Raw genomic sequence first — 17,116 nt, forward strand, 5'->3', positions numbered from 1 at the left:
ACACACAAAACAACCATAAAATGAAACCAAAAACCACATATATTATCCTAACGCTACTCATTTTCATTTCCTGTGTTAGCGATGACGAGTTCGAAGTTCCATTAGTGCTTAATCAAGAACAGGAAGAACCTTTAATTGATGGAGTCAAAACTACATTTAAGGCGATCAAGGAACGTTTCGATCAGTCTTTTGGCCCCGTTACGTTTCAAGATAATGAGCGCATTTATATTGAAGGGTATGTTATGTCGAGTGATGAAAAAGGAAATTTCTTTAAAGAGCTTATTGTTCAAAATAAAATGGATGATACCTCAACAATAGAAGATCCGCGTCTTGGTTTTAGAATAGATGTTAATCAAAGTGGGCTTTTTTCAAAATTTGAGATTGGGAGAAAGGTTTATATTAAGCTAGCTGGATTGTCTATTTCGAAAGAGAATGGAGTGTTGGTTATTGGTAAATTAATTAACGGCGAACTTGATCGAATCCCCGAACAAGAAGTTGACGATGTCATTGTTAGAAGTCCTGAAATTATAAACATTGTACCAAGTTTAATAACACTTGACCAGTTAAATGAAAATCACTTAAATACACTCATTCAAATAAACAACATTCAGTTTACACCTTCTGAAGCGGGAAAGACATTTGCAGGAGAATCTACAGACCAATTTGATGGTGAGCGAATCCTTCAGACGTGCCAAAACGGAACCACCATAACGCTAAGCAGCAGTAAGTTTGCTGATTTTGTTTCCGAGCTTATACCAAATGGAAAAGGGAGTATTACCGCTATTTTTTCAAGAGACTTTAATGATAGTAAGAACGTGCTTCAAATAAGAGATACAGACGATTTAGTTTTTAATGAAACCAGATGTGATATTACAGATGGTCTAAATGTAAACACTGAATTATCGGATGTTATTTCAGCATATGATAATGCAGTAGTAGACTTTGGGTTAGAAAACCGAATAGTCGAAGGGGTAGTTATATCAAGTGATGAACAAAAAAACTTTCAAAATATATTGGTCGTTCAGGATATCGCTGAGAAACCAAGTATAGGAATTCCCATTTTAATGAAAGGCGAGGGCCTCTATCAACAATTTCCACTTGGACATAAAATAAAAATAAAACTAGATAAGTTAGCATTCGGAAAAACAAAAGAAGGAATGCTAGCTATAGGAATTTTAAAAAACGGATTCATAACAGAAATTCCGAATGAACAGATTGATCAATTTCTTTTTTCAACTAGAGAGTTAGAAGAGCTTGTCCCGACTGTTGTTAGTAACATAGACTTGGCGGCGGTAGGGACTTTGATTGCTTTGGAAAACCTTGAGGTTGTTAGTAATGAACAACAAGCTGCATATGCATTCTTCAGTGGAGAGGATGACGCCACTCGCACCTTGATCAATTGTGATACATTCGGAACGATTTCGTTGATAAATTCTGGTGTGTCGACCTTTGCAAATGCTGAATTTCCTTCAGGAAATGGACAGTTGACCGCTGTTGTTTTGGAAGATGAAAATGGGAAGTACCTAAAAATTAGAAATACCGATGATGTGAATTTTACCAATATGTATCAAAACTGTACTCCGGTAAGTACTTCCAACGCTATTATTTTTTCTGAGCTTGCTGATCCAAATAACAATGATGAAGCTCGTTTTATTGAATTGTATAATGCCTCATCAGAAGCGATTAATCTTAGTGGGTGGAAGGTGAGAAGATATACAAATGATAGCGCTATACCCACTAACGAAGAAGTTTTGGAGGTGATACTAATGCCAGAGTCGACCTATGTGATTTCGCCAAATGCGTTAGCTTTTGAAAATGTATATGGCTTTTCGCCTGATTTGGAGGCAAAAAATAAGCTTGTTGCAGACGGTAATGGCGATGATAATTATGACTTGATTGATGTAAATGGTACTATAATAGATGTATTTGGTGTAATAGGAGAAGATGGCACAGGTACTAATCACGAATTTGAGGATGGTCGGGCGTTTCGAAATCTTAATATAACCAAAGGCAACACAACCTATACCTTTTCAGAATGGCAAATTTGGAATGATACGGGAGAAGCAGCTACTATTTTAGAGCCACAAGATGCACCTGAGGATTTTAGTCCAGGGCGGGGAGATTAAATATCGAACAAAATTAATGTCAAGAAAAATCACATATAAATCGAATTAATTTAATTCAAAATTTGAATTGTTTATATGTATTGAGGACACTAATAATAAATATTTTTAGGAAATAACTTTTTTAAATAAGCAGGCCATATGATTATCTTACAAGTCAAAAGGATATTTAGTTATTTTTACATATCTCATAATTAGATATTTACATAATTAAAACTTTCTGTCGTCAAAAACTGGATTGTGTTGCGTAATAAATTAAAAAGCCTATGGAAAAAGTATAGGCTTGCTGTTAGTATTGGGATTACTCTTTTTAGCATATGTTATAACCATTTTTGGTTCGAACTTTCTGCTGATCCAGCCCCTATATTACCAGATTTGAACAAGATGCAGGAACAAACAATGGATATGATAAGTAGAATGAATGAATTACTGATGTCTCTTGCTACAGCAATTTTTGGTATTGTTGGATTTCTTATTGTTGAGAAGTTTGGGTCAATCACCAAACTCTCAAAGAATGCGCTTTATTTTTCGATTACAGCTTTATGTTGCGCAACTATCTCAATTGATTTTGGTTATATTTATATGCAAACATGGGTAGAGCAATTATCAGAAAATATTTTTCAACCTTTTGATGGAAGTTTAATCATACCTAGAAAATTACAGTTTTTATCCTTTATTGCCTCATTGATTTTCCTTGGTTTATTTATCACGACAAATTTAAATGAAAGCAAAAATTAGCCCTTTGTTTATTCTTCTCTTTTCATTAGCTCTTAATGCATCAAATAGAGCTGATTTTTTAAGCTTTGAATATGCTTTAAAAACCCTTGAGATCGATTCTATTAATAGGAAAGAAGTTAATAGGCAGGTGTCTAATGGAGTTAAGCTTTTTGAGAATAGCGAAAATAGAGGTATAGTTTTGAAGGAGTTATATTCTTATGCTAATCAGCATTTATATGATAATGCAATAGATTCAATTCTTGGCTATGAGTACGTTAATAGGCAAGAAATGAGAAAAAAAATTGATGACAAAATGTCAATGTTTTTAATGGAGAATAAACGGGGGTTGGATAAATTGTATCTAAACAAGTCTTTGAAGATTTCTGATCACTTTAGCATCGATTTTGAACCTAATATGCCCTTTTACAGTATGCTTTCAAAGAGAATCTCTTTGGGTTACACTCAAAGGAGAAGCCCCTACATAAAAAAAATATTCGAATTAAAAACACAAGATTCTAGTTATATTAAAATTTCAGATTTTGATGAATACCCTCTTATGGAAAGAGCGTTAGGGAAGATTCTAATGGAAATGCGTTCTCAGAAAATTCGCAATTTATTACTAAAAATTGTAGAAAGGCAGTTGTCCTTAGAAGAATTAGAAGTGAATCAAATATCTAACTATGTTAAGCAGTATTTAAATGGTCTTGTCTTGATAAGAGTAAGCTATATTGATGTTAGAGATGCTTTAAAAGAGGGAGATTTTTTTGATATAAGAAAATTCACAGCAAATGATTTCGTCGATACTAACAGAATAGAAGGGGTTAAATATGCGATTCTGTTTCCTGAACCTATATCCTTTATAAAGAAATTTGATAATAGTACAGCTGGAAATGATGAATCATTATATTCTTCAACTGAATATGATCACTACAGGGATTTGCTATCGAACAAACGAAGGATTGTTTTGCTTTTTGATTGCGAGCCAAACGAAGGAATATATGTTGTAATTGAGGATACTAAGGGAAATTATAGGAAGATGTGGCAATATGAACAAATTAAAAATGGAATATCGTTGCCTACTGGAATAAAATATAAGTTTTTTCTAATAAATGCGGATGGTGACGGTGTTCTTTACAAAACAATTCTATCGGTTAAATCTAGAATGTATGGTAATCAAAGGGCTAGGAGCTCAGCTTCTGATTCATCTGGAGAACAAAAGAAAATTAAATTAGAAAAATGTTCTAAGACAATTATCAGTTCTGAAATTAGAATCTCCTGCAAGTTTAATTAGAAATAATTTTTTCCAATTTAACGATTGGCTTATTTAAAGTGTATTAGGGATATCCTAAAAGAAAATATGGACTAAAAGTACGCTGTATATATGTTGAGAGCTAATAGAAAAAGATGGTCGGACACTTCGCAACCCAAACATTACTCAAGGTAATACTAGCTACATCTTTTCTGAATGGCAAATTTGGAATGATACAGGGGAGGCAGGTACCATTTTAGAGCCACAAGATGCACCTGAGGATTTTAGTCCTGGGAGAAGGGGTTAAGTTTTTATCTTCCATGTTAAAATATTACCAATTTGGTAATATTTTAAATCTTTATTCTTATATTTAGGTGATCTTAATATTCTTTTTCTTAAGAATACACACCACGGCTAATTCAAAATTTAAGAAAGATGAAGAACTTTTCAGGTACTCCGCCAAGCTCCACAATGACGATTAATCTAGCGCAAATCGTCAAAAATGTAAACCAACCGTTGCTAAAGCCTATAAAGAAACTTTTGCACCACCAAACTATAAATTATGGTATTAGCACCATTGAAATGCCAATTTCAAATAAAAGCACCATTTTATTTGACAAATGGATAAGAGAATTAATTGAAACTGATTTTAGAGCAGCCACGTTAATTCTAGAAATAAAGAATGTTTTAGATGAAGAATCAATTAACCATTTTGTTCTTTTAGAAAACAGGCAAGGAACTTCTGATTATGACGATCCTTTAATTTTCATTCTTCAAGAATTAGATAATCTGAAAAGTCATTTCGAACAGTTTAAAGAGAAAAAGAATAGTAATACGTCAAAAAATAAACTTTATAAATGGATTTTGAAATTTATCGGTACGGGTATCGTATGGAAAATATTTTCGAAGTCGATCAGAATTTATGAATTGATTGCCGGCGAAAGCGGCAATGGCCCTAAAGATTAGCATTACATAACAATTTATTAGAATCTAAAAATTATCGATTATGAACAAAACAAAAAATCATTCCAATGTGGACATTAACTTTAGCCCAGAGGATAAACCATTTAACCAAAGGTTTAGGGTGGGCGTTGTCCTGAAAGAAGTTCGAGAGATAAGGAAAGTTCGTCAAAATCAAATTTGTGACGGAAAGGATATTAAACAATCATATATCAGCCAGTGTGAAAAGGGAGAAAAATCCGTTAATCTAAACATTGTTAGGGCTTATGCAACTGCTTGTGAAATACCTTTACCTGAATTACTATCTTATTTAATTGAAAAATATAGGGAGTTTCTTATCCGGGAAAGAACAAGAACAGAAGTGTATCTAAATAGTAATACTAATGATTTAAATGACAAAGAAGTTCAACTGAAAATAACGGAGTTTCTTAATCAGAATCCAAAATACGATGTGAAATTCTGGCGAAATTTTAACGAAGAGGTATGTGAATCATATTAAGTAGTTTTTTATGAAAACAAATAATCTTAGCTCTTAGCTAAGATTATTTGTTTTCACCATATATGTCCGAAAAAAAGCTTTTAGATACTTGTGGTTTTTGCAATAGGTTTTCCTAAATTCAAAGAAGATAGTTTGTAAAAATGAAATTGTAATTGATTTTTTGGAGGCATCGGGAAGGTCCACATGATTATCTAACTTCATGATTTCTCTCGAGATATAGGGATGTGCGATCAGAACAAAACGCTATTTTCAAAATCCAACCCAAATTAATCTACGTACATAAATCAAGAACCTTGTTTTATGATCACTAGTCAACTTAAAATAATGGCAGGGCACCAGCAAGTAATGCCTTTTCTTTTGTTGTATAATGCTGAAGCTTTTATAGATTTTATTAGAAAGCTTTTCAACGCTCAGGAAATGTTTAGGACGCTGAATGCTCAAAAGCAGATTCAACATTCTGAGATCTTGATCGGCAATGCCATGTTATTCCTTTCAGAAGCTGAAAATGAAACAAGAAATACACCGTCATCCTTATATATATATGTAGTGGATACTGATACCACTTTTTATAAGGCGATAGATATGGGATGTGAACCACTAATGCATCCTATTGATGAAGATAATGGTAAGCGAACTGCTGGAATTAAAGATCCCTTTGGAAATAGTTGGTGGTTGGCAACAATAACCTAAAGTTATTTCCAAACAATAGTCTCCATTAATCGCATCATATCATTTTGAATATAAGCAGCTGCAGGTTGGATAGAATCAAAATTTGGCTTTGCATAAAAATAAAGAGAGCCCGTTAAAAAATGTTTGGTACTATCAGTTGCGTAAAACTGACTCTGCGATGCAGCGTTACCCAAAACCTGGTAGAACATTCCATATACTTTTCGATCAGGGTTTTCATACAAATCGCTCTGAATATTATCCGCTTTTACTACATGTTTTTGCGTAAGGTTTTGTGCATCTCTCAGTAATGAATCAATATTACTGGTGACTGGCATATAAGAAATATAAACAGTGGCGTTTAGTAGTGGATATTCTAAATTTAAGGCCAGCTGCCTATTGTTGGAAGCTTGCTGATAAATGGTTTTTGCAAGCTTATTTTTTTCAAAAGTAAGCGGGAGACTTTTAGCCTCAAGCTCGTATTTTGGCTGTGGATATTCTAAACGTAGTTGTGCTTTTGGTTTTGGTATTGCATCTTCTCCGCAAGAAAAAAACAAAATAAAACACATAACAACTAAGAGGTAAAGTAGCTTCTTCATAATTAAGGTATGGTAACCTTTACTTGTTTAATTCGCTTTCGATCTAAAGCTTCTATATCGAATACATAATCTTCAAAGGTAATCCGATCTCCCTTTTTAGGAAAACTTCCTGAAATTTCCAATACGAAGCCTGCAATACTTTCTGCCTCTCCCTTATTTTCTTCAAATAAAGTAGGGTCTTCTAAGTCAATTACTTTATATAAATCGCGTAAAGCCGTTTTTCCTTCAAATACAAACTGCTTGTCGCTAATTTTTGAGTAAATAAGGTCTTCGTCATCAAACTCATCAGTAATATCTCCAACGATTTCTTCAATAATATCCTCTAATGTGACCAAACCAGAGGTTCCGCCATATTCATCAACAACAATAGCAAGATGATTTTTTTGATCTTGAAATTCTTTTAACAAATCGTCTAACTTCTTATTTTCAGGAACAAAATAAGGTTCTCTTATAAGTTTCTCCCAGTTAAAAGATGTTTTATCGATATGTGGAAGCAAATCTTTTACATATAAAACACCGGCAACAGTATCGATATTGTCTTTATAAACAGGAATACGGGAATAACCATTTTTGATAATTTCAGTAACTACCTCTTTAAAAGGCTGTTCTATACCTAAACCAAAAATATCTATTCGAGGACGCATTACTTGTTTGGTATCAGTGTTGCCAAATGAGACAATGCCTTGTAATATTTTTTGTTCTTCGGCGGTGGTGTCTTCTTCTGAGGTAAGTTCAAGCGCTTGCGATAATTGGTCGATTGATAAATTAGTTTTTTTATTGCCAAATTTCGAATGTATAAAACCAATTACCGCCTGCATTGGCCTGCTTAAAGGTGCGAACAAAATATCAAGAATGTAAATAGGTTTGGCCATGGTTTTAGAAAATGACAAACTATTACGGCTTGCGTAAATTTTTGGAAGTATTTCACCAAACAACAAAATAAGAAAGGTTACAATACCGACCTCTACCAGGAAACGAACATTAATAAAACCAAGTAACTGATAGTCCATATTAGCAAAAATGACACTACCTATGGCGTCAAATAGTAATACTGCTCCAATATTAATAGTATTATTAGCTACCAAAATAGTTGCTAATAAGCGTTTTGGTTTTTGCAGTAAATTAAAAACTCTAGATAATGAAGAATCACCTGCGACCTTTGCTTCTTTAAGATCGGTGGGAGAAAGTGAGAAAAACGCAACCTCGGCCCCAGAGATCAAGGCAGAGCATACAAGTAATAACAGTAATATTAACCATTCTAGCACTAGGTAAGTGCTAGTAGACAGTAATAAAATAATTAGACTCGGAGGTTCGGTATCCAATTCGTGTTAATTAATTAAACTTAAAATGGGAGATCATCTTCTTCAACTGGTTGTTGTGGGGGTGCCGCTGGAGTTGCAGGCGTTGCTGGAGCTTGTTGTTGCATTGGGTGAGCTGCTGTCGGTTGTTGGATTGGCTGCTGCATACCAGATTCCTGCTTTGTGGTTAAAAAGGTAAAGTCAGTACACTGTATTTCTGTACTGTAGCGTTCCAATCCCTTGTCATCAGTCCATTTTCTCGTTTTAATTCTACCTTCTATATATACCTTATCTCCTTTACTAAGATACTTTTCACAAATTTCTGCAGCTTTATTTCGTACTACAATATTATGCCACTCTGTGTTAGAAACACGTTCGCCAGTAGTTTTATTGGTATAGGTTTCATTAGTTGCTAGTGGAAAGCGACCTATACAACCTCCTCCTTCAAAATAGTGCATCTTTACTTCATCTCCAGTATGCCCAATAAGCATTACTTTGTTTAAGGTTCCTGACATGGTTTTTGTTTGTTTATTGTAGTATTAAAGATAATTAAAAAACTTGAACATAGTAAGTAGTGTTATCAATTGAAAACATATCGAGATTTACTTAGTTCCACTACATTTTTTGCAGCAAATATAGATGTTCATTTAAAATTTCATTTTCTTTAATTGAAGAATGTGCTGGACTATATTCCTCTAAAAGATTAAATTCACTGGTGGCTCTTGCTAATCGGTAATTAGGAATCTGCTCGTAATAAGAATGAGGAATCGTTTGATGCATAAACGAATCATTGGTGTCATTGTTTTTATCAAAGTAGTTAATGAGCCTGCTGTAAACCTTTGTGTTTTTTATACTGGATATATAAGAAACACTGCCTACAAGGTCATCTTTTCCCTGTAGGACCTTGAAGGTGTCAAATAATTTGTCGGTTGTGTTTTTGTTTAAAAAAAATAAGACGCCTTCTAAAAGTATAAAGGTTGGCTTTTTTGTGATCAATGGTCGTAGAGAATAAACAATCTCTTCTTTTTGTGCTGTATTAAAATTGATACTCAGATATTGAATATTCCGATGAGGTAATTTGCCTTCAGCTGTCCACTTACCTATCCTATCTTTCTTAAAGTCGAGAATTTCTTTTTTGTCAATGTCTATGGTATTAACAGAATCATCTAAAATGAATTGATACATACTAAAGCCAGCACCAAAATTTATGAATGTACCGCCTTTATGTTTATTAAAAAAAGAACGTAAACTCTCGTAAAAAAACCGATTTCTAATTGCATGCAAAATGCCTTCATAGGGAGAAACTTCCTTAAAAATTGTTGGTAGTAGTGCATTCGTTGCAGGATTGTTCCAAAGTTTGGCATAGTTATCTTTACTTACATCTTCATGAAGCGAACGATAAGTTGATACTACAAATGCGGTTTCGTGAATTTGCATGTCTTGAAAAATAGCTATCATGAAAATACAAAATCAATTGAAGTAAAAACTCAAAAAATGGAAATCCGTTTTCAAGAGTCTAAAAGGTGTATTCTTCTAAGAAATTATGAATAAGAACTGGTACAGCATATTGTTTTAAAGAGTCGATAGGTACGGTTTCCTGCTCAATGCTTTCTAGTTCTACAATCCAGAATTTGGTATGTAAATGTTGATGTGATAGTTTATGAACAATATCTATATCGTTATACAGACTGATTTCAAAAGATCGGCCTTCTACTTCTTTTTTAAAAGAATCAAGATTGATTAAAGTATTTTCATTAACAGGAGAGTCGGTTTCTATTAGGGGAAATTCAAATAGATGTTGCCAAATACCTTTCAAGGTGCGTTCTTTAATAACGGACTCATTATTATTCGTTTTGATCACTAAATAATTAAAGTATCGATGTCTAACCTTAGTCTTCTTTAGTTTTACCGGTAATGATTTGATCAGATTTTTTTGCAATGCGATACAACTATCATTAAAAGGGCAGTGTAAACAATATGGATTCTGTGGTTTACATTGAGTAGCGCCAAACTCCATAATGGCCTGGTTAAAAGTAGCTGGTTGTTCATGATTAATTAATGAAGCAGCAAGTGTCCTAAATTCCTTAATTCCTTTGGGGCTATTTATAGGAGTCTCAATTCCGAAATACCGAGAAAGTACTCTAAAAACATTTCCATCAACTACCGGTGTTGGTAAGTTAAAACAAATAGAGGCAATCGCGCTTGCGGTGTAATGCCCAACCCCTTTTAGTTTTAATAAACCTTCAAAAGTATTTGGAAATACTCCTTCAAGTTCAAAAGCAATGTACTTAGCTGTGGTATGAAGGTTTCTTGCTCTGGAGTAATAACCCAATCCTTGCCAAAGTTTTAATACGGTTGCTTCATCTGCCGTTGCCAGGTCTTGAATGGAAGGAAATTTCTTCAAAAATTTAAAATAATAGGGCATACCCTGCTCAACCCTAGTTTGTTGCAAAATTATTTCAGAAAGCCATATAGGATAGGGGTTTGTGGTATTTCGCCATGGTAAATCCCGTTTATTAATTGAGTACCAATTGATTAGGTGTTGAGAAAACGTCATAAAATTAACAGAGAAAGTGTAAAAATATGAGTTTATATAATTATATTTAAGTCAATTACGTTTTATTAATTGGTTAAAAAATTTATATATTTGCAGCCCTTATAAACAAACCCTATAATTCAATTAAAAATGACAAAAGCGGATATCGTAGCGAGGATTTCTGAAAAACTAGGAATCGAAAAAGGAGATGTACAGGCAACTGTTGAATCTTTTATGGAAGAAGTAAAGAATTCACTAGAAGGTGGTGACAATGTTTATTTAAGAGGTTTTGGAAGTTTTATTATTAAAACTAGAGCAGAAAAAACTGGAAGAAACATTTCTAAAAACACCACAATCAAAATCCCAGCTCACAATATTCCTGCATTCAAGCCTGCGAAAGTTTTTGTAGAAGGAGTAAAAACGAATGTGGAGGTTAAGTAAAACAATTAAAATTAACACACAGTATGCCAAGTGGTAAAAAAAGAAAAAGGCACAAGGTAGCCACTCACAAGCGTAAGAAACGCCGTAGAGCAAACCGCCACAAAAAGAAGTAGTTAGTCTAACTACTTTTTTTTTGATTTGAACAAAAAACGTTCTTTGAAAAAAGATACTTAAGGTATCTACAGGAATTTAAACCTGTGAATTGTATCTGTACAATAGACAGATATAATAACATTGCAGTGCGATCAAAGCCATTGATCACTGCGGAAAGTATATATACTTTCAACTTTATGTTTAATCCATTCCGATTGTTATCGGGATAAAAATCAGATCAGCGTGAATAAAGAATTGATCGTACGATCTAGCAACACAGCTGACGATTTTGCCTTATTAAAGGATGGAAAATTAATTGAATTACATAAAGAGGTTGAAAACAATGATTTCTCGGTAGGAGATATTTTTCTTGCCAAAATCAGAAAGCCCGTTTCAGGACTTAACGCCGCATTTGTTAATGTGGGTTATGAAAAAGATGCATTTTTGCATTACCATGATTTAGGGCCAAAACTTACGTCTTTATTAAAATTCATTAAACGTGTAAGCACAGGTAAATTAAAAGATTATTCTTTAAAAGATTTCCCATTTGAACCGGAGATTAACAAGGACGGCGCCATCAATGATGTGCTAAAAGCCAACCAGTCAATCTTGGTACAAATCGTTAAAGAACCAATTTCGACCAAAGGCCCTAGAATAAGCTCAGAGCTATCTATCGCTGGTCGATACTTGGTACTAGTCCCTTTTTCTGATCGTATTTCTGTTTCTCAAAAAATAGAAAGTAAAGAAGAAAAAGATCGATTAAAACGATTGGTAAAAAGCATCAGACCGAAAGGGTTTGGAGTAATAATTCGTACCGTAGCCGAAGGCAAAAAAGTCGCTGAACTAGATCAAGACTTGCAAAACCTGCTAAATAAATGGGCAGCAATGTGCAAAAAATTGCATAGAGCAAAACATCCATCAAAAGTATTAAGTGAATTAAGTAGAGCATCATCAATCCTCAGGGATATATTTAATGATAGTTTTACGGGAATACAGGTTGATGATGAACAGCTTTATCAAGAAATTAAAGACTATGTGCATAAAATTGCACCTAACAAAGAATCAATCGTAAAACACTATCGGTCTAAAGTACCCATATTTGAAAAATATGGGATAGAAAGGCAAATTAAAACATCTTTCGGTCGCACAGTCTCTATGAGTCGTGGGGCGTATTTGGTGATAGAACACACCGAAGCATTACATGTTATTGATGTAAATAGCGGTAATCGTTCTAACAAAGCTAAAAATCAGGAAGATACAGCATTAGAAGTAAACTTAATTGCAGCAAGTGAAATTGCTAGGCAACTTCGTTTACGCGATATGGGAGGTATTATTGTTATCGACTTTATCGACATGAACAATGCAGCTAACCGACGTACCTTATTCGATCATTTAAGAAATGAAATGAAAGAAGATAGGGCCAAACACAAAATCTTGCCGCCAAGTAAGTTTGGATTGATACAAATTACGAGACAACGAGTTCGACCAGAAATGGCAATTAAGACAAGGGAGGAAAATCCTAACGGAAACGGAGGCGAAGTAGAAGCCCCTATCGTAATTGTCGATAAAATTAACCATGATCTGGAGAGAATATTGTCAAACAATAAAAACAAGAAAATAGCGCTCAATACGCATCCGTTTATTGCAGCCTATTTGACCAAAGGATTTCCATCCATCCGTTCAAAATGGCTTTTTGAACACAAAAAATGGGTAAAAATATTACCTAGAGATGCTTACACGTATTTAGAGTACCACTTTAAAGATGAAAGTGGTACAGTTTTAAAATAGAAGAAGCCCGTTTCGTTTTCGAAATGGGCTTTTTTGTTTTGTAGAAATGATATCTTCGTTTTGTGAAACGAAACATTGGGTCATATACTGTTACTGAAGCAAAAAGAAAACTTGAAGCCTACTGCGCTTACCAAGATCGTTGTCATAAAGAGGTGATTACTAAATTGAAAAATATGAACATGATTCCTCTTGCTATTGACACGATAGTTTCGCATTTAATTGAGCACAACTTCCTAAACGAGCAGCGCTTTGCACAGAGTTTTGCACGAGGAAAATTCAATATCAAAAAGTGGGGGAGAAATCGGATTGTAAGAGAACTAAAACTTCGTGATATTTCGAAATACAATATCGATAAGGCTTTAAAAGAAATCGACTCTCATGCTTACTTCGAAACTTTAGATGCACTTGCCAAAAAAAGATTAGCTCAACTCACGGATAAAAACCCGTATAAGAAGAAAAAAAAACTAGCGGATTATTTGTTATATAGAGGCTGGGAATCCCATCTGGTCTATGAGAAGATCAATCAACTCATTAAATAAAAATTCTAAGAAATACCTAGTGTAGCATGTGTTCTAACAATCGCTTGTTCATTTTTATGATCAATCCACGCTTGGCCTTTTCGTTTTCGCATCCAGTTGTCGTAATGGCGCATTACAAAAACATTATAAATCGCTTTGCTCAAGTTTTTCGGGTTTCTGGCAATAGCACGTAAACTCATTGAAAAACCTGGGGTTAAGTACCTCATATAATGCCAGTAGCCTTCTGGCATATATAGTATGTTACCATGTTCAAGATTGGCAACATGACCATTTGCACGTTTTAGCGCGGGCCACTTATTAAAATCGGGATTAGCAAAATCAATATCTTCTCTTGTGATTAAAGAGTGAGGTACTTTATATAAGTATTTGCTTTGTTCTTGATCAAAAAGAATACATTGTTTTTTCCCTTCGAAATGAAAATGAAAAATATTAGCGAGATCGATATCATAATGCATAAAGGTATAGGAATCTTCTCCACCAAAAAACAACATGGGTAGTCCCTTCATTAAACGAAGTCCGAAATCAGGAAATGTAAAGTCCTGTTGTAGTTCTGGTACTTCCTTTAAAATATTCCATAAAAAAATGCGGTATTTTGTAGGTTCCCTTTTAAGTAGAGCGATATAATCACTCATTTTCATTTTGGCATGAGGCTCATTAAACCCCTCATCGTGTTTAACCGGCCTATTGTCGTAGAGAGGAACTTCTAAGGTGCCAGCAACTTCGCTCATATATTCTAAATTCCATTTAGAATACGCAGGCCAATCTTCTATGAAACGTTCAATTACCACAGGTTTTTGAGGTCTGAAGTAATTACTAATAAAATCTTTCTTGGTAATGGTTTCTACCCGGGGTATATCTTGTAGTTGCAATCCCAAATGTAAATCGATTTAAGCTTGATGAATGCCCAAAGTTAACAAAAGGTTTCCAAACGATATCTTAAAGTTTGGATGCTAACTTACCTTTTTGCTTTGCTTCTTCATTCCGATCAATGGTATGTTCTGGTCTGGTCCATTTCGGTTTTTCACCTAATGATTCGTATTGAGAGTCGGCTGCTTCCACAGTCTGTGGTTGCATTTTCTTAATAAATGGTTTTTGCGGATTCAGTCCAAGCATTTTAAACATTTCCATATCCTCATTAACATCAGGGTTTGGTGTCGTCAGTAATTTGTCACCTGCAAAAATTGAGTTGGCTCCAGCAAAAAAGCACATTGCCTGCCCTTCGCGTGACATATTAGTGCGTCCTGCTGAAAGTCTAACCTGAGTTTCCGGCATTACAATTCTTGTAGTCGCTACCATACGTATCATCTCCCAAATTTCAACCGGCGTTTCATCTTCCATGGGGGTGCCATCAACCGCCACTAAAGCATTAATTGGTACTGATTCTGGCTGAGGATTCAATGTAGAAAGGGCTACCAGCATTCCTGCACGATCTTCTACAGCCTCGCCCATACCAATAATACCGCCACTGCACACGGTAACATTGGTTTTTCGAACATTATCAATTGTTTCCAAGCGGTCCTCATAACCACGTGTAGAAATAACTTCTTTATAATATTCCTCTGATGTGTCAAGATTATGGTTGTAAGCGTACAAACCGGCTTCTGCTAGACGTTTCGCCTGATTTTCGGTAACCATACCCAGCGTGCAACATACCTCCATATCTAGCTTATTAATTGTGCGCACCATTTCTAAAACTTGATCAAATTCAGGGCCATCTTTTACGTTTCTCCAAGCGGCACCCATGCAAACTCGGCTGCTTCCTGAAGACTTTGCTCGTAATGCTTGTGCTTTCACTTGCTGAACACTCATCAGGTCGTTGCCTTCAATATCAGTATGGTATCTCGCTGCTTGTGGGCAATATCCACAATCTTCTGGACAGCCACCAGTTTTTATTGATAATAAGGTAGAAACCTGCACTGTGTTCGGATCGTGAAACTCACGATGCACTGTGGCAGCTTCATATAATAACTCCATTAAAGGCTTATTGTAAATAGCCAATATCTCCTCTTTTGTCCAGTTATGTCGTATTGTACTCATCAGTCGTTTGGTTGTTGTGGAGCTTTCCCTACTTCGTTCTAATTACATTAGAACTACGTAGGGCCGGGCTTTCCGCTATATCTTTTTCAAGTCTCCTTCGACTGCGCTCAGGATGACATGAAAAAGGATGCCGCTGCAATCCCTAAGCCGTGATCATATATCAAAAATAACCTATTGCGCTTAATTGATGAGGGGTTTAACCGTTAAATATCACCAGGCTTATTCACAAGACTTCTACCAATGAGTTACTGTCTTAGGTATAAGTATTAATTGGTTAACAAGAAAAAATCTGTAAATTATTAAGAATCTTGCGGGTAGATAGCAAAGGTTAGTTATTTTCCTGTTCTTAAGAGGACTCCCTCTTGCTTATTTGGATAATAAGATCGATACCGCATTCCCTCCAAAACCAACTGCATTTACTAGGATATTGTTCAGTTTGTTGGGTTTGGTTTGCGGTGCAATGTAGGGAACTTCAATAGCTTGTTGATGCTGTAACATGAGAATGGCCAATTCAACACTCAGCATCCCAGAAGCACCGAATGTGTGACCTACCTTCCATTTATTTGTAGTTAAAAAGGGAATTCTGTTACAAAATATTTTCTGTATCGCATTGTGTTCAGCTAAATCACCTTTAATTGTGCCGGGGGCGTGCATCACGATAGCGTCGACATTTTCTTCGCCCATATCCTTTATTGCCATTTGCATCGAACGCTGAAAACAATTAGCATCGGTAGAAATCGATATATTATGTTGCAAAGGTTCAGTGGCGTAACCTATTCCTGATATTGTTCCTATTGCATTTTCTTTTTTGCCAAGTTCGAGACAGGCCATTGCAGCGCCTTCACCTAGAATCATGCTATTATTTTTTTTATCGAGATCAAGTGCTCGACAAGGAAAGGTGTCATTTATGTCTTTTGAGTAAATCTTAAGGGCTTGCATTTGCGCTATAGTGAAGTTGGTCAACGCTGCTTCACTACCGCCAACTAGAAACTTATCGGTCAATCCGCTTTGTAACCATGCGGCTCCATTCAACATGGAGTGTAATGCGGTAGAACATGTTATCGAATGGCTGATTTCTGGCCCTTTTGATTGCAGATCATGGCCTACCCAAGAAGAAATATTGCCTAAAGTTGTGGTGGGAGAAGTAAGTGTTTTTGCGGCCCCTTTTTTTAAAAAATACTCATGATAGTTTTCAAATAGAGATGTTGCTCCTCGAGATGATCCTATGTTTATTCCGAAATCAGAATCTGATTTCCAACCAGCTTCCAAAATGGTCTCACGAGCCGCATAAATCGCATACAAAACGGAATCGTCTAAATGTTCATATTTTGATTCTGAATTTCTTAGCTTATTAATGACATCTTTGTCGCGATCTTTTAACGAAGCAACAGGAGCAGGACCTTTTTTTGTTTCTTTTAAAGTAAACATGTGCCCATCTTTTAAATAAGATTCCCATATTTGAGAACGCTTACGACCAAGTGGCGAAATTGATGAAAGACCTGTAATCGAAATTGGTTGTTGCAATTTTTACTAAAATTTGAAACAAAAATAAGTTTTATCATACTCATAAG

General features: G+C 35.0%; 17 protein-coding genes. 9 read left to right on the plus strand and 8 right to left on the minus strand.

Annotation, left to right across the window (positions count from 1 at the left end; genetic code table 11):
- Nucleotides 1–20 precede the first annotated feature (20 nt).
- From ABN763_RS06340 to ABN763_RS06365, 6 genes are all read left to right on the plus strand, one after another.
- Nucleotides 21–2,126, plus strand: coding sequence for a DUF5689 domain-containing protein (locus tag ABN763_RS06340; protein WP_410484597.1), 2,106 nt, complete (start codon nucleotides 21–23; stop codon nucleotides 2,124–2,126).
- 237 nt (nucleotides 2,127–2,363) lie between these two features.
- Nucleotides 2,364–2,861, plus strand: coding sequence for a hypothetical protein (locus ABN763_RS06345; RefSeq protein WP_410484598.1), 498 nt, complete (start codon nucleotides 2,364–2,366; stop codon nucleotides 2,859–2,861).
- A complete protein-coding gene (locus tag ABN763_RS06350) occupies nucleotides 2,845–4,131 on the plus strand; it encodes a hypothetical protein (RefSeq protein ID WP_410484599.1) in 1,287 nt (428 codons plus the stop codon). Before ABN763_RS06345 ends, ABN763_RS06350 begins: the two co-directional genes overlap by 17 nt.
- A 393-nt stretch (nucleotides 4,132–4,524) precedes the next feature.
- A complete protein-coding gene (locus tag ABN763_RS06355; RefSeq protein ID WP_410484600.1) occupies nucleotides 4,525–5,055 on the plus strand; it encodes a hypothetical protein in 531 nt (176 codons plus the stop codon).
- A gap of 40 nt (nucleotides 5,056–5,095) precedes the next feature.
- A complete protein-coding gene (locus ABN763_RS06360; RefSeq protein ID WP_410484601.1) occupies nucleotides 5,096–5,548 on the plus strand; it encodes a helix-turn-helix domain-containing protein in 453 nt (150 codons plus the stop codon).
- Nucleotides 5,549–5,848: 300 nt separating this feature from the next.
- Entirely contained in the window at nucleotides 5,849–6,238 is a 390-nt protein-coding gene (locus ABN763_RS06365) for a VOC family protein (RefSeq protein WP_410484602.1), read from the plus strand.
- A gap of 2 nt (nucleotides 6,239–6,240) precedes the next feature.
- On the opposite strand, the gene gldD is transcribed toward ABN763_RS06365, so the two are convergent.
- From gldD to mutY, 5 genes are all read right to left on the minus strand, one after another.
- Nucleotides 6,241–6,813 carry a gliding motility lipoprotein GldD gene (gene gldD, locus ABN763_RS06370; protein ID WP_410484603.1) on the minus strand — a complete coding sequence of 191 codons (573 nt, stop codon included), beginning with the start codon at nucleotides 6,811–6,813 and terminating at the stop codon, nucleotides 6,241–6,243.
- Nucleotides 6,814–6,815: 2 nt separating this feature from the next.
- Complete coding sequence (locus ABN763_RS06375; protein ID WP_410484604.1) at nucleotides 6,816–8,135, minus strand: gliding motility-associated protein GldE; 1,320 nt, start codon at nucleotides 8,133–8,135, stop codon at nucleotides 6,816–6,818.
- Nucleotides 8,136–8,155: 20 nt separating this feature from the next.
- A complete protein-coding gene (locus tag ABN763_RS06380) occupies nucleotides 8,156–8,626 on the minus strand; it encodes a single-stranded DNA-binding protein (protein ID WP_410484605.1) in 471 nt (156 codons plus the stop codon).
- A 100-nt stretch (nucleotides 8,627–8,726) separates the two neighbouring features.
- On the minus strand, nucleotides 8,727–9,569 hold the full coding sequence (locus ABN763_RS06385; RefSeq protein ID WP_410484606.1) for a class I SAM-dependent methyltransferase: 843 nt from the start codon (nucleotides 9,567–9,569) through the stop codon (nucleotides 8,727–8,729).
- A gap of 58 nt (nucleotides 9,570–9,627) precedes the next feature.
- Nucleotides 9,628–10,668: an A/G-specific adenine glycosylase gene (gene mutY / locus ABN763_RS06390; protein WP_410484607.1), complete on the minus strand. Its 1,041-nt coding sequence runs from the start codon at nucleotides 10,666–10,668 to the stop codon at nucleotides 9,628–9,630.
- Between the two features lie 129 nt (nucleotides 10,669–10,797).
- Between mutY and ABN763_RS06395 the strand changes: the two genes are divergently transcribed.
- From ABN763_RS06395 to ABN763_RS06405, 3 genes are all read left to right on the plus strand, one after another.
- Complete coding sequence (locus ABN763_RS06395; protein WP_410484608.1) at nucleotides 10,798–11,088, plus strand: HU family DNA-binding protein; 291 nt, start codon at nucleotides 10,798–10,800, stop codon at nucleotides 11,086–11,088.
- Between the two features lie 336 nt (nucleotides 11,089–11,424).
- Complete coding sequence (locus tag ABN763_RS06400) at nucleotides 11,425–12,969, plus strand: Rne/Rng family ribonuclease (protein WP_410484609.1); 1,545 nt, start codon at nucleotides 11,425–11,427, stop codon at nucleotides 12,967–12,969.
- Between the two features lie 62 nt (nucleotides 12,970–13,031).
- Complete coding sequence (locus ABN763_RS06405; protein WP_410484610.1) at nucleotides 13,032–13,508, plus strand: regulatory protein RecX; 477 nt, start codon at nucleotides 13,032–13,034, stop codon at nucleotides 13,506–13,508.
- Nucleotides 13,509–13,513: 5 nt separating this feature from the next.
- On the opposite strand, the gene ABN763_RS06410 is transcribed toward ABN763_RS06405, so the two are convergent.
- The 3 genes from ABN763_RS06410 to ABN763_RS06420 form a co-directional block, all read right to left on the minus strand.
- Nucleotides 13,514–14,383, minus strand: coding sequence for a cupin-like domain-containing protein (locus ABN763_RS06410; RefSeq protein WP_410484611.1), 870 nt, complete (start codon nucleotides 14,381–14,383; stop codon nucleotides 13,514–13,516).
- Between the two features lie 61 nt (nucleotides 14,384–14,444).
- Nucleotides 14,445–15,545, minus strand: coding sequence for a biotin synthase BioB (bioB, locus tag ABN763_RS06415; RefSeq protein WP_410484612.1), 1,101 nt, complete (start codon nucleotides 15,543–15,545; stop codon nucleotides 14,445–14,447).
- Between the two features lie 366 nt (nucleotides 15,546–15,911).
- The gene (locus ABN763_RS06420; RefSeq protein ID WP_410484613.1) at nucleotides 15,912–17,069 is read right to left on the minus strand and encodes a beta-ketoacyl synthase N-terminal-like domain-containing protein; all 1,158 of its coding nucleotides are present in this window, start codon (nucleotides 17,067–17,069) and stop codon (nucleotides 15,912–15,914) included.
- Nucleotides 17,070–17,116: the final 47 nt, after the last annotated feature.

It is taken from the genome of Spongiivirga sp. MCCC 1A20706 (assembly GCF_046524175.1).
Lineage (GTDB): Bacteria > Bacteroidota > Bacteroidia > Flavobacteriales > Flavobacteriaceae > Spongiivirga.

Excerpts from the sequence above, each read along its gene's own strand:
- ABN763_RS06340 (WP_410484597.1), top strand. The coding sequence starts at position 21 with ATGAAACCAAAAACCACATATATTATCCTAACGCTACTCATTTTCATT.
- ABN763_RS06350 (WP_410484599.1), top strand. The coding sequence starts at position 2,845 with ATGAAAGCAAAAATTAGCCCTTTGTTTATTCTTCTCTTTTCATTAGCT.
- ABN763_RS06355 (WP_410484600.1), top strand. The coding sequence starts at position 4,525 with ATGAAGAACTTTTCAGGTACTCCGCCAAGCTCCACAATGACGATTAAT.
- ABN763_RS06360 (WP_410484601.1), top strand. The coding sequence starts at position 5,096 with ATGAACAAAACAAAAAATCATTCCAATGTGGACATTAACTTTAGCCCA.
- ABN763_RS06365 (WP_410484602.1), top strand. The coding sequence starts at position 5,849 with ATGATCACTAGTCAACTTAAAATAATGGCAGGGCACCAGCAAGTAATG.
- gldD (WP_410484603.1), bottom strand. The coding sequence starts at position 6,813 with ATGAAGAAGCTACTTTACCTCTTAGTTGTTATGTGTTTTATTTTGTTT.
- ABN763_RS06380 (WP_410484605.1), bottom strand. The coding sequence starts at position 8,626 with ATGTCAGGAACCTTAAACAAAGTAATGCTTATTGGGCATACTGGAGAT.
- ABN763_RS06385 (WP_410484606.1), bottom strand. The coding sequence starts at position 9,569 with ATGATAGCTATTTTTCAAGACATGCAAATTCACGAAACCGCATTTGTA.
- mutY (WP_410484607.1), bottom strand. The coding sequence starts at position 10,668 with ATGACGTTTTCTCAACACCTAATCAATTGGTACTCAATTAATAAACGG.
- ABN763_RS06395 (WP_410484608.1), top strand. The coding sequence starts at position 10,798 with ATGACAAAAGCGGATATCGTAGCGAGGATTTCTGAAAAACTAGGAATC.
- bioB (WP_410484612.1), bottom strand. The coding sequence starts at position 15,545 with ATGAGTACAATACGACATAACTGGACAAAAGAGGAGATATTGGCTATT.